Annotated in this window: 13 protein-coding genes; 7 read left to right on the top strand and 6 right to left on the bottom strand. The window is 29.8% G+C overall.

What is annotated here, in order from left to right; genetic code table 11:
- Positions 1-53: 53 nt before the first annotated feature.
- From nagA to PWP28_RS08715, 6 genes are read right to left on the bottom strand one after another with little or no spacing between them, the layout of a single operon-like run.
- On the bottom strand, positions 54-1,145 hold the full coding sequence (gene nagA / locus PWP28_RS08740; protein ID WP_109606153.1) for an N-acetylglucosamine-6-phosphate deacetylase: 1,092 nt from the start codon (positions 1,143-1,145) through the stop codon (positions 54-56).
- The gene (locus PWP28_RS08735; protein ID WP_109606151.1) at positions 1,142-2,005 is read right to left on the bottom strand and encodes a BadF/BadG/BcrA/BcrD ATPase family protein; all 864 of its coding nucleotides are present in this window, start codon (positions 2,003-2,005) and stop codon (positions 1,142-1,144) included. Before PWP28_RS08735 ends, nagA begins: the two co-directional genes overlap by 4 nt.
- Positions 2,002-2,730: a GntR family transcriptional regulator gene (locus PWP28_RS08730; RefSeq protein WP_109606149.1), complete on the bottom strand. Its 729-nt coding sequence runs from the start codon at positions 2,728-2,730 to the stop codon at positions 2,002-2,004. Before PWP28_RS08730 ends, PWP28_RS08735 begins: the two co-directional genes overlap by 4 nt.
- Before the next feature lie 2 nt (positions 2,731-2,732).
- Positions 2,733-3,623, bottom strand: coding sequence for an N-acetylmuramic acid 6-phosphate etherase (murQ, locus tag PWP28_RS08725; protein WP_109606147.1), 891 nt, complete (start codon positions 3,621-3,623; stop codon positions 2,733-2,735).
- Positions 3,623-5,146 carry a beta-N-acetylhexosaminidase gene (gene nagZ / locus PWP28_RS08720; protein ID WP_308644589.1) on the bottom strand — a complete coding sequence of 508 codons (1,524 nt, stop codon included), beginning with the start codon at positions 5,144-5,146 and terminating at the stop codon, positions 3,623-3,625. Before nagZ ends, murQ begins: the two co-directional genes overlap by 1 nt.
- A complete protein-coding gene (locus PWP28_RS08715; RefSeq protein WP_308644588.1) occupies positions 5,143-6,243 on the bottom strand; it encodes a DUF1343 domain-containing protein in 1,101 nt (366 codons plus the stop codon). Before PWP28_RS08715 ends, nagZ begins: the two co-directional genes overlap by 4 nt.
- Before the next feature lie 404 nt (positions 6,244-6,647).
- Here PWP28_RS08715 and PWP28_RS08710 point away from each other — a divergent pair, with 404 nt between their 5' ends.
- The 7 genes from PWP28_RS08710 to PWP28_RS08680 all read left to right on the top strand — a co-directional run.
- On the top strand, positions 6,648-8,387 hold the full coding sequence (locus PWP28_RS08710) for an ABC transporter substrate-binding protein (protein WP_109606141.1): 1,740 nt from the start codon (positions 6,648-6,650) through the stop codon (positions 8,385-8,387).
- A 57-nt stretch (positions 8,388-8,444) separates the two neighbouring features.
- Positions 8,445-10,184 carry an ABC transporter substrate-binding protein gene (locus PWP28_RS08705; RefSeq protein ID WP_305081658.1) on the top strand — a complete coding sequence of 580 codons (1,740 nt, stop codon included), beginning with the start codon at positions 8,445-8,447 and terminating at the stop codon, positions 10,182-10,184.
- Between the two features lie 56 nt (positions 10,185-10,240).
- On the top strand, positions 10,241-11,209 hold the full coding sequence (locus PWP28_RS08700; protein ID WP_109606138.1) for an ABC transporter permease: 969 nt from the start codon (positions 10,241-10,243) through the stop codon (positions 11,207-11,209).
- A 13-nt stretch (positions 11,210-11,222) separates the two neighbouring features.
- Complete coding sequence (locus PWP28_RS08695) at positions 11,223-12,311, top strand: ABC transporter permease (RefSeq protein WP_109606136.1); 1,089 nt, start codon at positions 11,223-11,225, stop codon at positions 12,309-12,311.
- Positions 12,308-13,288: an ABC transporter ATP-binding protein gene (locus tag PWP28_RS08690; RefSeq protein WP_308644587.1), complete on the top strand. Its 981-nt coding sequence runs from the start codon at positions 12,308-12,310 to the stop codon at positions 13,286-13,288. The genes PWP28_RS08695 and PWP28_RS08690 overlap by 4 nt, the downstream gene beginning before the upstream one ends.
- Positions 13,281-14,267: an ABC transporter ATP-binding protein gene (locus PWP28_RS08685; protein WP_109606132.1), complete on the top strand. Its 987-nt coding sequence runs from the start codon at positions 13,281-13,283 to the stop codon at positions 14,265-14,267. Before PWP28_RS08690 ends, PWP28_RS08685 begins: the two co-directional genes overlap by 8 nt.
- Before the next feature lie 143 nt (positions 14,268-14,410).
- Positions 14,411-15,233 (top strand): hypothetical protein (locus PWP28_RS08680; protein ID WP_308644586.1); only part of this gene is annotated, 823 nt, incomplete at its 3' end.

Genomic DNA, 15,233 nt, shown 5'->3' with positions numbered 1-15,233 from the left:
TATACTATAGCCCGAAATGTCGAATGACAATCCGGGCTAAATTTTTTATGTTATTATTTATTATATACTTCTTTTCCTTTGAATATAGTTTTCAATACATTTAAATCTTTATCCAACAAAACTATGTTTGCATAGTATCCATTTTCAATTCTTCCTATATCTTTTATTCCACAATCAACTGCAGCATTATAAGAACTAACTTTTGCTAAATCCTGTAAAGTACAGTTTGTGAATTTCTTAAAGTTTCTAACACCTTTATCGAACAGTAAAGTAGAACCTGCAATACTACCACTCTTTAATCTTGCAACACCTTCTTTTACTGTAACTGGAAGACCTCCAAGTTCATACTGTCCATCTTCAAGTCCTGCAGCTTCCATAGAATCTGTTATAAGAATTATTTTATCTGCACCTTTTATTTTATATGTAAGCTCAATAAATTCAGGAACAGAATGAATACCATCTGCTATTATTTCAACTTTAAAATCAAACAGTAATGCAGAACCAGTTCCACCTATTTCTCTATGATGAAATGCAGATAAAGCATTAGGAAAATGTGTAATTCTATCCACACCATTTTTAAATGCATCTTTATAAATTTCATATCCTGCAGAAGAATGACCTATACTAACTCTAACTTTTTTTGTTTTTAAATAATTCAAAGCTTCTTTAAAATTTTGTCTTTCTGGAGCCATAGAAATTAACTTGACCATTTCTGGAGTTATTTCTTCAAGTTCCTCAATCGTAGGATTTCTTATATAAGCTGGATTTTGAGCTCCCTTTTTTTCTTCATTTATAAAAGGTCCTTCAAGATGCAATCCGTCTATTGATTCGCCAACATTTTCAAGATTTTTTATAACTGAAAGGATTTGAGTTTTTGATGCAGAAACAGTTGTAGGAAAAAAACTTGTAACACCATACTCAAAATTCATATTTGCCCATTTCTCAAAATCTTCTTTTTTGGCATGCATAGTATCTATTCCTTTTAGGGAATGTGTATGATAATCTACAAAACCTGGCATTAAAATCTGTTCATATTTCTCATAATCTACTGGAATAACTTCCTTAATTCTTTCATTTTCAATTATTACATCTCCAGTAAATTCTCCTTTAATAGGATCAACTATTAAAACTTTTTCTATTCTCATTTGACATCGCCTCTTTCATAAAGTTCTTTTGTGTAAAAAGATATTTTAGTAGCAACATCTTCATCAGAAAGTTCAACTTCATAATTCTTGAGTCTATTTTTAAACTCATTAATAAAATACTCTGATTTGAACACTCCTCCATGAGCACTTATTTTTTTCGAGCCTACTTTCTTGAGCATACTCTCACAACGTGGCACGAGATCATCAAGACCTTCTTTAATAATTTCTTCAACTGCTGGAGTTATATTCGAAAGCATTACCTTAGAAAATGATGCTATATATGTTTTAAAATCTGATTTTTTTTGTATATCGGTTAAATCTTCAATATTATCAACTTTAAAATATTCTTTAACTAAATCATATAAATCATCTTTAATAACGAGTTCATCTCTATAATCAAAAGTTTTCTGTATTGCTCTATTACAAAGCCAAAAACCACTACATTTATCTCCAAAAAGATGTCCCCATCCACCGCTTCTATAAAGATTATTATCATCATCTTTTGCAAAAACAACAGATCCTGTTCCCGATATCACAACGACACCTTTTCCTTTAAAATCGGAATAAAGCATACCCTCAGCATCATGATACACTATAATATTTTCTATTTCATAAACATCTTTTACTATATTCTTAAGAATATCTTTACGATTTTGAGTTCCAGCACCCGAAAAAGAAAGAGTTATGTAATCTACTCTTCCTGTTTTAGACTTTAATTCTTCAAATGTTTTTTTTAAATCTTCTTCTTTAGTAGCTGTAAGATTTACTCCACTTTCTATACTATATTTTTTTAAAATATCTTCATTTAAAACAGTTGCTCTTAGATGAGTTCCACCACCATCTACACCCATATAAATCATATTTTTCTCACCACCTTGAATTTGTATTTATCACCTCTATAAATAGACTTAACAAATTCAATGCAATGGTTATTGTCCAGATAAGTATATCTTCTTCTTAAAACTGCCGGTTCGCCTCTTTTTAATCCAAGTAATTCCGATTCTTCTTTAGATAAAAGACTAACTTCAAGAGTCTCTTCAGCATATGATATATTCAATCCATATTCATCCATCAATATGTTATAAAGAGATTCTTCTGACATATTTTTTTCAATTATATTTAAAACTCTTATATCAGCACCTGGATTTAAATAAGCGTTCTCTATTGCATAAGGTTCATCATTAAGATATCTAACTCTTTTAAGATATACAACTCTTGCATCTTCTGGCAAATCAAAAGCTCTTATAAACTCATTATCCACCTTAACAAGTTTATTTTCAAGAACATTTGAACATGTTATATCTCCTTCTCTATGTGCTTCATTCGTAAAACTCGAAAAATTAGATAATTGTTCTTCACGTTTTTTTCCAGTAAAATAAGTTCCTTTTCCCTTTTTCCTTTCAATAAGACCTTCTCTCTTAAGTTCTTCAAGGGCACGTCTTACAGTTAATCTGGATACATTAAACTGATCACATATTTCCATCTCAGTGGGAAGTTTATCTCCCTTCGAATATTTAGCACTATCAAGATCTGCTCTTAATTTATTATAAACCTTATAGTATAGTGGGAGTGGAGTATCTTTCATATCTATTCCTCCTTAAGAATCAATAAAGCTTCATTTAGAACTTGAGTTTTCTCTAAAGCTCTTATACATTCTTCTTTATTCTTTTCAGAAAGAATCATCAATATTGCGAGTTTAGGTTTATAATCAGCTTCTTTAAGATATTTATTACTATCTTCGAATTCTAAACCTGTTATAGTAGAAATCATATTAGTTGCTCTATGTTCTAACTTCTCATTTAATATCATAACATCAACCATATAATTTTTATATGTTTTACCCATTTTTATCATACTAACAGTAGAAATCATATTCATAGCCATTTTTTGAGCAGTACCAGCCTTCATTCTCGTACTACCAGTTATAACTTCTGGACCAGTTACAAGACAAATATCAGTATCGGCTTTTATTTCAGGATCTTTTACATTACAAACCAATCCCGTACTACATCCTATTTCTTTGGCATATTCTATAATTCCTTTTACATATGGTGTTCTACCACTTGCTGTTACCCCTATAACCATATCTTCAGGCTTAACATTAATATTTATAAGATCATCTTTACCGGCTTTATAATTGTCTTCAACAGCTTCAAGTGCAGCAAAAAATGCATCTTTACCGCCTGCCATCAAAGGCACGAATAAATCTTTAACTCCAAATGTAGGAACAGTTTCAACTGCATCCATAACGGCGATTCTTCCACTTGTACCTGCTCCAGCATATATAATTCTTCCACCATGTTTTAAAGAATCCACACATTCTTCAACAACATTTTCTATTTCTTTAAGATTCTCTGTAACCGTTAAAGCCACAAGAGAATCTTCCTGATTTATCAATCTCAATATTTCAAAAATACTCATTTTGTCCATATTAAAAGTCTTTGGATTATTCATTTCTGTATCTAATTTCTCGAACATTAAGCCATCCTCCAATCGACAGGAATCTTTCCTTTTGCATTTATTTTTCCTTCTAATAATTCTAAAACAGTTTCTTGCTGATTCTTAGTGTAACCATAAGTACATATTGAATTTTTTACTCCTTCTATAAATACATCATAAGGATTCCTCAATGCCACTAAAATCATCTTATCAGAATTTTTCGCAATTTCTTCAACAACTTTCTTTTGTCCCTCATATAAATGAGCATTTTCCGTTAAAACTATATTTATTTTCCCTTTAGCTTTATTTATAATATCTTCAATCTTTTCATCATTATCTTTAGGATCAAAAATAGTTAAAGGTGCATCAAATCTTTCAGAGATTCTCTTTGAAATTTCTGGCACTCCTTCTTTTTTATCTTCAACTAAAACTAATCTCGTTAATTTTACAGTAAAAACATTATCTACTTTGTCCAAAGGCAATACAGCATCTTCATTTTTATATACTGTTATTGAATTTTCACATATTTCTTTAAAAACTCTATTATTATCTTCTGTACCAACTTCTTCAAGTGGATGATTATTATTCACTTTAGCTATTTCATAAAGTTTTTCAAGTCTTTCTAAAGATTCTTCCATTCTGTTTCTTAATTCTTCATCATTTTCTATTTTCTCTTCCATATATTTTTTTACAGATATTTGAATTTCAGAGTCATGGCAAAAAGAAAGAATATCCATACCAGCTCTAAAAGTTAACTCTGCTGCTTCTTTAGGAGTATAATAATTTGAAACACCTCCCATTGATAAATCATCAGCAATCAAAACACCTTTATATTCCAATTCTTCTCTCACAAAAGTAGTCAAAACTGACTTTGAAACAGTCGCAGGCTCTTTTTTATCTTGAAGACATGGAATATATATATGGCTTGGCATCCACGAAACAGAATCTATATTTTTAAATGGATATATTTCAACATCCATTAATTTTTCTTTTGATATATTGAGTTCTGGCATATCAAGATGTGCATCAACAGCAACTCTTCCCTTACCAGGAAAATGTTTTAAACAAGCTATTATACCTTCTTCTTCAAGACCATCTATAAACCTTTGAGCAAAATTAACAACAATATTTTTATCTGAAGAAAAACTTCTAACACCTATTCCTGGATTATTAGGATTATTATTGATATCAACTACAGGAGCTAAATCCCAATCAACACCTATTGCCTTCATTTCTTTACCTAATATTTTTCCCATCTTATAAGCACTTTCAGGGTTCTGAGTAGCTGCTGCGGCCATTGTTCCAGGAGCAACACAAAAACCTTCTATAAGCCTTGTAACAATTCCACCTTCCTGATCTATAGTAACAAGAGGTTTATATCCAAGATATTCAGTTATATCCTGTATATACTTTTTAACTTGTTCCTTACTTTCTATGTTTCTTGAAAATAATATGATTGAGCCAGGTCTAACTTCATCAAGAACTCTTTTTGTCTCATCATCAAGACTTGTAGATGGTAATCCGATCATAAAAAGTTTTCCTACTCTATCTTTTAAATTCATAGTAACTCCAACCCCTTTTCATATATTAAAATATCTTTTGTGTATTCAATAAATTGCTTTGCTTGTTCATTCCATTCTTTATGATCAATATCTTTTAAAGAAATTTCACCAACAAGGCCTTTAAATCTATCATTAATTTCATATTGATCATATTTATTCAAATAATTCATTATAAAAAGACTTATTTCAAAAAAGTTATCATTATCATTTGGAAAAAACTCAACACCATGACAAAGTATATCTTTATGTTTTGAAAACATCGGGATAAACTCCCTTTTTCTTATATTTAAATCTTTAAAATTCTCTTTCAATTTTTCATAAAGATCATCATTATCTATCCAAGGAGCCCCTATATAAGTAAAAGGCTTAGTAGTTCCTCTACCTTCACTTATGTTGGTAGCTTCAAAAAAACAATTTCCGGCATAAGCTATAGTACTTTCAAAATCTGGTAAATTAGGAGAAGGCACATTCCACATGAGATCTGTTTTATCAAAAGTTTCTCCATTCCAACCTTCAACTTTTATAATTTTAAGATCTAATTTTAATCCAAGAAGTTTTTTATAGTATAAACCAGTTTCAGCACATGTCAAGCCATATCTCAAAGGTAATTCATAATCTCCAACAAAAGACTTATACTCATCCTTCATCCTTCCACCATAAACTTTTCTTCCAAGAGGATTTATTCTATCAAGAATCATAAAATCTTTATCATTTTCATCTGCTGAAATCATGCAATATGCAAGAGTGTATATATAAGTATAAAATCTTAATCCAACATCTTGAATATCATAAACCAATAAATCAATATCTTCTAAATATTCTTTTTTTGGTTTTTTATTGTCTCCATAAAGAGAAATAACTGGAATATTATATTTAGGATGTACTTCATTATCATATTCCTTTCCATCTGGAAGACCATATAATCCATGTTCTGGTGTAAATATCTTTACAATATTGACTCCATTAGAAATCATCTTATCTATCATAAATTCCATATTTTTATTAACAAAGGAAAAATTAGTTATAATACCTATCTTTTTATTCATCAAAGATTTAAAATTCTCTTTTTCAAGAATATCTATTCCATTCATAACCATTATATATCACCCCTTATATGTTATATTTTAATAAATGTAATAACATTATGTCAACTATGCTCATACCTGATATATTTATTAGATTTCGTATTTATTTGCGATTTTTTATCATTATTAATAAAATACTCTAAAATCAAAATATCTTAAAGTAAGTACATTATATAAAACTTATATTAAAAATGATACAAACAATAAAAGTCTTTATTTAAAGAGATTTAAGATGATTTTTAAAAAAAATATTTTATTTTTGAAATAATTAAGTTTTTTGATAATATTTAGCTTTTTTCGTTTTTAATTCGAATTAGATTAATTGTAATAACATATAATCATGTTTGTTTTTATTTTCATATATGTTATACAATTATTATGATTTAATTAATACGGGATATAAAGGGGGAGTCACAATGAAAAAAGTTTTAATAGTATGTCTTATCCTAACAATGGCACTTTTAGCTTTCTCGAAAGATTTTGTTGTAGACGAAATGTTCACAAAACAAGAACCTAAAATGGGTGGAGAGATTAATCTTGCTTTACCTGGTTCTCCACAATCTTTCAACTTATATGGATCTTTAGATTCACATATGTACACAGTTATGCTTCAAATATTAAATCCTTTAGTAGATATGAACAATATAACAAAAGAAGTAGAACCTGCTTTAGCAGAATCATGGGAAGTATCTCCAGATGGCAAAGAAGTTATTTTTCATCTAAGAGATGTTAAATGGTCTGATGGTCACCCATTTGATGCAGATGATGTTATGTTCACCTTAAAATATTTTGCAATGAATAATAAAGCTGAAAACAATGCAAGAGGAAGATTTACATTTGGTGGAAAACTTGTAGAATGGGAAAAAATAGATGATATGACCATAAAAGCAATATTACCAGAACCATTCGGAGCATTTTTTATAACTTTAACACATGTAAAAATTTTCCCACAACATGTTTTAGAACCTTTAGTAGACAAAAATGCTTTAAGCTCTGTAAATAAAATATGGACAACAGATACTCCAGTAGAAAAAATAGTTGGTACAGGACCATTTACAATGGAACAATATACTCCTGATCAAAAATTTGTTTTAAAGAAAAATCCATATTACTGGAAAGTTGACAAATGGGGCAATAGACTTCCTTATATAGATAAACTAAATTTCTTAATAATAGCTGATCCTGAAGTTAGAATGGCTAAATTCATGTCAGAAGAAGTAGATTATACAGTTTTAAATCCAAGAGATTATCCTACTTTGAAATATAAAGAATTACAAGGTGCTCCATATAGAATATTTAAAGCAGAACCTATAAATCCTGTTCCAAGTCCTTTACACATAACTTTCAATTTAGACACTACAAATGCTGATCTAAAAGAATTATTTTTAAATGAAGATTTTAGACATGCTATGGAATATGCTTTAGATAGAGAAAGAATAATCGAAGATGTTTATAATATGTTAGCAGTTAAAGGTGGAACACCTACATTACCTTCAAATAGTTTCTATAATCCAAAAATTGAAGATATAAGAAGATCTTTTGATTTAACAAAAGCTTCAAAAATATTAGATGAATTGGGATTAAAAGATACAGATAATGATGGTATAAGAAATCTAAAAAATGGTAAAAACTTAGAAATAGTATTCTTAACAAAAACAGATCAAGATTATCAAGAAGTTGCTTATTTATACTCTCAAGACCTCAAAAAAATAGGTGTTAAATTGCATTTACAATTATTAGATGGAAATATAGCTTTAGAAAAAGCAACAGCTGGAAACTTTGAAATGGCAATGTTAGCTTTTGGTAATCAACCAGATCCACAATTGAGAAAAGAAATATGGCAACCTGGTAATCCTTTATATTATAATCATACTTCAACATTTGATAAACAAAATAAAAAAGCTATAAAAGAAAATATGTATGATTGGGAATTAAGAGTTTATGATTTATTTGATTTAGGTCAATCAACAATGGATCAATCAAAAAGAAGAGAATATTATAATGAATGGCAAGAAATTTATGCAGATAAAATACCTTATATATTCGTTTGTAAAGGTATGACTTTGATGGGATGGAATGAAAGAGTTGGAAATGTATATCAACTCAAACAAGACGGACCTGTAATATTTACAAATTGGACGATCTTCGTAAAATAATATATAATTTTTATGGTTCAAAAAAGTAAAAAACTAAAACAAGGGGGTAATTTCCTGATGAAAAAACTTTTAGTTATAAGCATGGTTATTATGATATCTTTATTTGCTTTTTCTAAAGATTTTGTTGTAAAAGATATGTTCACACCAGAAACACCTAAATTGGGAGGAAGAGTGACAACTGCATTATCTTCTGCACCACAATCATTCAATTTATATGGAACTTTAGACAATGCAGCATATACAATAATCCCAAATGTTCTATCTCCTTTAGTTGAAGCTAACCCTATAACAAATGAAATAGAGCCTGGATTAGCTGAATCATGGGACGTTTCTGCTGATGGAAAAGAAGTAACTTTCCATTTAAGAGATGTTAAATGGTCTGATGGAGTACAATTCAACGCAAATGATGTTATATTTACATTAGATTATTTTGTAATGAACAAATTTGCTGAAGGAAACTCTATTGCAAGATACACAATAAATGGTGAACTTGTAAAATGGGAAAAAGTAGATAACATGACTGTTAAAGCTACACTTCCAGCACCATATGGAGCTTTCTTTACAGTATTAGCTCAAGCACCTATATACCCTGAACATAAAGTTTCAGAACTTTTCAATAAAAATGACTTAGGATCTGTAAACAAAATATGGACAACAGACACAAATGTTAAAGATATAGTTAGTACAGGACCATATCTAATAGACAACTATGTTGTAGATCAAAAAGTTATTTTAAAAAGAAATCCTAACTTCTGGAAAGTTGACAAATGGGGAAACAGACTTCCATATGTTGATACTTTTGAATATTTAATAGTTAAAGATGCTGAAGTTGCTATGGCTAAATTTATGGCTGGTGAAATAGACTATATAAAAGTAAATTCAAAAGATTATCCAGTATTAAAACAAAAAGAATTACAAGGTGCAGATTTTGTAATATTTAGAGGACAACCTTCAAAACCTACACCAAGTCCTTTACATATAACTTTCAATTTTGATGCAAAAAATGATTCTCTAAAAGAATTATTCAGAAATGATAAGTTCAGACAAGCAATGGAATACGCTTTAGATAGAGATAGAATAATAGACGAAGTATACAATACATTGGCAGTTTATGGTGGAGTTCCAGTACTTCCAAGCAACAAAGGATTCTACAATCCTAAGATTGAAGAAATAAGAAGATCTTTTAACTTAACAAAAGCTTCAAAAATGTTAGATGAATTAGGATTAAAAGATATAGACAATGATGGTATAAGAGAAATGAAAAATGGAGAAGATTTAAGCATAGTATTATTGACAAAAACAACACAAGAATTCCAAGATATAGCTTATTTATACTCTGAAGATTTAAAGAATATCGGTGTAAAAATGAATCTACAAATTTTAGATGCTGGATTACAATCACAAAAAGCTCTTTCAGGTGACTTTGAAATGTCATTATGGGCATTTGGTAATCAACCAGATCCACAATTAAGAAAAGCTATATGGCAACCTGGTAACCCATTATACTATAATCATTTAAGTACAATGGATTCAGAAACAAGAACAGCAGTTAAATCAGAAATGTATGATTGGGAATTAGAAGTTTGGAACATGTTCGAAAAAGGTCAAACAGAAATGAATATAGACCAAAGAAAATCATATTATGACAAATGGCAAGAAATTTATGCTGAAAAAGTACCTTTCATATTCGTTTGTAAAGGTATGGATTTAATGGGAGCACAAAAGAGTGTAGGAAACTTCTATCAAATGGACGATGGAACATTAGTTTATTTAACTTATACAGTATTTGACAAATAAAATAATAAGGGGGAGGTTTTTCCTCCTCCATTTTTTAAAAAATTGGAGGAATTCGAATGTGGTCATTTGTTACTAGAAGGCTACTTATAATGATACCTATGATGATTATGATATCCATCATTTGTTTTACATTAACAGAACTACAGCCTGGAGATTTTGTAACTCAATATATGAATAATCCAAGAGTCTCCCCAGAACAAATAGTAGAGCTAAGAGAAAAATTAGGATTAGATAAGTCCCCTGTTGAACGATATTTAATATGGGTAAAAGGTATAGTAACTAAAGGTGATTTTGGCTATTCTTTTGCTTATAAAAGACCCGTTGGGGAATTAATATGGGAAAGAATGGGATGGACTATTTCTATCGCTTTATTAACGGTTTTATTCCAATGGCTCATATCCATACCAATTGGAATATATTCTGCCCTGCATCCATATTCAGTCGGAGACTACAGTTTAACTGTATTGGGTTTTTTAGGTTTATCTATACCTAATTTCTTTCTTGCATTATTTTTAATGTGGGTTTCTTTAAAAGCTGGAGCTACATCTGTTGGAGGAATATTTTCAACTCAATACATCGGAGCACCTTGGTCATGGGCTAAATTCGCAGACATGCTTTCCCATCTATGGTTACCTCTTGTAGTAGTAGGAACCGGTGGATTAGCTGGTTTAATGAGAGTCATGAGAGGAAATATGCTTGATATAACTGGTTCACCATTTATAACCTCTTTGAGAGCAAGAGGGCTTAAAGAAAAATCTGTAAAACAACATGCTGTAAAAAACGCCGTTAATCCTATGGTTAGTATAGCTGGTATGCAATTACCTGAAATATTCAGTGGAACTATAATAACAGCAATAGTATTAAACTTACCTACAATGGGACCATTTTTTTACAATGCTTTATTAAACCATGATCAATACTTAGTTATGACATTTTTGATGTTCATCGCATTTATAACACAGATTGGTAACCTGCTATCAGATATTGCATTGGCTTTACTGGATCCAAGAATAAGAATCAGTTAAGGAGGATTTGCTTATGAATGAGACATCAAAAAGAATATGGACTACTTTCTTCAAAAACAAATTAGGTATGGTAGGTTTAGTAATACTCATAATACTATATATTTTAGTTATATTTGCAGAATTTGTATCTCCATATGATTATACTCAAGCACATAGAAATTATATATATTCATCACCATCAAAAGTATACTGGAAAAACCCTGAAGGAAAATTTATAGGTCCTCATATATACTCTTTAAAAAAAGAAAGAGACCCAGTAACTTTCATGGTTTCATATACAGAAGACAAAGATAATCCAGTCCCAATAAAATTTTTTGTAAGGGGAGAATCTTATAAATTCTGGGGGCTTTGGGAAACAGATTTACATCTATTCGGTGTAGAAAAAGATTCTGGAGCTATGTATACTATATTCGGAACAGATAAGTTCGGAAGAGATCTTTTCTCAAGAATAATAATGGGAGCAAGAGTTTCCATGACAGTTGGTCTTGTAGGAGCATTAATAAGTGTTATGCTTGGTGCTATAATAGGAGCTATTTCAGGTTATTATGGTGGATGGGTTGACATGTTAATTCAAAGACTAACAGAACTATTGAGATCATTCCCAAGAATACCTTTATGGTTAGCATTGGCAATGTTATTACCACCCGATTGGCCAAGTACAGCTGTTTATTTTGGTATAGTAATAGTACTTTCTTTTATAGGTTGGATGGGAGTAGCAAGAGTTGTAAGGGGAATGACTTTAAGTTTAAGAGAAAAAGAATATGTAATGGCTTCAAAAATAATGGGTGCTTCAGGATTCAGAGTTGTAATGAAACATCTCATACCCAACACAATGAGTTATTTAATAGTTGTTACAACATTATCAATTCCAGGAATGATATTAGGAGAAAGTTCTATAAGTTTCTTAGGTCTCGGTATAAAAGAACCTATGACAAGTTGGGGACTATTATTGAAACAAGCTCAATCATTATCAGAACTCGAATCTCATCCATGGCTTTTAATACCTGGAATATTTATAATAATAGCAGTATTATCATTCAATTTTCTAGGAGACGCTTTAAGAGATGCGGCTGATCCTTATAAGGCAGTTGAAAAAGTATGAGTGAAGTGATTTTAAAAGTTGAAAATTTAAAAACATATTTTAATACATACGATGGTACAGTTAAAGCTGTTGATAATGTAAGCTTCGAATTAAGAAAAGGTGAAATACTTGCCTTAGTTGGTGAATCAGGTTGTGGTAAATCCATAACAAATATGACAATAATGGGCTTAGTAAAACAACCACCTGCAATGATAGAAGGAAAAATAATATATAATGGACAAAATCTTTTAGATTTAAATTATGAACAATATAGAAAAATAAGAGGTAAAGAAATAGGAATGATATTTCAAGAACCTATGTCCGCATTTGATCCTTTGTATACAGTTGGAGAACAACTATTCGAAGTATGTAAAATACATCTTGGTTTAAACAAAAAACAAGCAAGAGAGAAAAGTATAGAAATGCTAAAAAAAGTTGGTATACCTTCTCCAGAAAAAAGATTCGATGAATATCCTCATGAAATGAGTGGAGGTATGCTACAAAGAGTCATGATAGCCATGACATTGATTACAGAACCAAAAATTTTAATTGCTGACGAACCAACTACAGCACTTGATGTAACTATTCAAGCACAAGTATTAAATCTCATGAGAGACCTTCAAAAAGAGTTTAATACATCTATAATATTTATAACACATGATTTGGGAGTTGTATCAGAACTTGCCGATAGAGTTCATGTAATGTATGCTGGAAAAATAGTTGAAAAATCAACGGTATATGAAATTTTTGATGACCCAAAACACCCTTATACACAAGGACTTATGAAATCAAGAGTACAAAAATTTTATAAAGGCAAATATTTACCTCATATAGATGGATTTGTTCCAAAAGCAACCAATTTTCCGGAAGGATGTAGATTTCATCCAAGATGTGAATTTGCCACAGAAAAATGTAAAACTATGATACCAGATGACTTCAAAGCAAAAGAAAATCATACAGTTTCATGCTGGCTTTATGGAGATGATAAGAATGAATAAAATACTTGAAATAAAAAATGTAAAGAAATATTTTCCCATAAAGAAAGGGGTTTTCTTAAAAACAGTAGGACATGTAAAAGCACTTGAAAGCATAGATCTAGACTTATACGAAAATGAAACTGTTGGTATTGTTGGTGAATCAGGTTGTGGTAAATCTACACTTGGAAGAGTAATAACAAAAATCCATGATGCAACAGAAGGATCTATAATATATCATGATAAAAATGGTGTAAAAAAAGATATCGTGGGAAAATTAAATAAAAAAGAAAATATGATATACAGATCAGATCTTCAAATGGTATTTCAAAATCCTTTTGATTCATTAGATCCAAGAATGACTATAGGAGATATAATAAGCGAACCACTTCAAATACACAAAATGTTTAAAACCAAAGAAGAAGAAACAAACTATGTGAAAGATCTGTTAAAAAAAGTTGGATTATACGAAGAATATATATCGAGATATCCTCATGAATTTTCTGGAGGACAAAGACAAAGAATAGCAGTTGCAAGAGCTATTGCATTAAAGCCAAGAGTAATAATATGTGATGAACCTACATCCGCTTTAGATGTCTCAGTACAATCACAAGTTATAAACCTTTTAAAAGATATACAAAAAGAAAGTTCAATAGCTTATTTATTCATATCTCATAATCTTGATATAGTATATCATGTAAGCGACAAAATAGTTGTTATGTACCTTGGACATGTAGTAGAAGAGGCAAAATCTGAAGACTTATTTGAAAACACAAAACATCCTTATACAAAAATATTGATGAGTTCTATGCCTGGATGGAATCCAAAAGAAAGAAAATTGAGCAAAGTTGAGGTAAAAGGAGAACCACCAAGTCCTATAAACCCTCCTTCTGGTTGTCCTTTCCATCCAAGATGTCCAAACAGAATGGATATATGTTCTAAACAAAAACCTCTTCTAAAAGGCGATGATCATAAAGTTGCCTGCCATTTATATAACAAATGATTAACTAATTATTAAATATCAACCTTTACAAAAAATAAAAAGCTAAGAAATATAAATAAAAATAATTCTGATAAAATTGATATGGATGGGCGCAGGATACCTGCACCCATTTTTTATATAGTTTAATATTGGGAGGGAAAAAAATGAAAAAAATATCAGTAAAAATAATCGCTTCTATAGTAATAATCTCGCTTTTATTAGGTCTTTCTCTAAGTTTTATAGGAATACAAAATACCTCTAACATAATAAGGGAAAATTCAAAAGACAAACTTTTATTAAATTCAATCAATAAAGCAAAAGAATTTGATATCGTTATAAACAATCTTGAAACAGTAATGGAAAATTTTTCAAATTCAATATTCAATAACTCATTTTCAAAATTCCAAGTTGCAGGTGCTTTTGGAAATAGTGCCTATGTTGAAAACTACTTATCAAGAACAGACAGTTTCATAAAAGCTTATTCTGAAAGCGTTGAAGGAAATTTAAATGCATATATACTAATAAACCCTGAAATAACAATGGATAATAAAATACATGGAATAATATATGATGAATCGGAAGATACAATTTTCAAATCTGAAGATATAAACATAAATCCTGAATATTTTGTAGAAGATAATCCAGATTATACATGGTTTTTCGAAACAAAGAACAGTAAAAATGGTCATTGGTCAAAAGTACATAAAGACATAGAAAAAAGTGGAAAAAATGTAATAAGTTATTCCTTTCCATTCTTCTATGAAGATATTTTTGTTGGACTAGTAGGTATGGATATAGATTATTCATATTTTGTAGAAGAATTAAACAAAATAAAAGTATATGAAGGAAGTTACGCATCATTAGCCAATGAAAAATTAAAAATAATACATGACAAACAATATGAAACAGGGACATATATAGGAGAAATATTAAAAAGAGAAGAATACAAAAAAGTAAGTGAAGAAAATACAGGATACTATGAAAACA

This window comes from Oceanotoga sp. (genome assembly GCF_030445905.1).
Lineage (GTDB): Bacteria > Thermotogota > Thermotogae > Petrotogales > Petrotogaceae > Oceanotoga > Oceanotoga teriensis.
The sequence above is the reverse complement of the archived record's forward strand: the minus strand, read 5'-3'. Positions and strand labels throughout refer to the sequence as shown.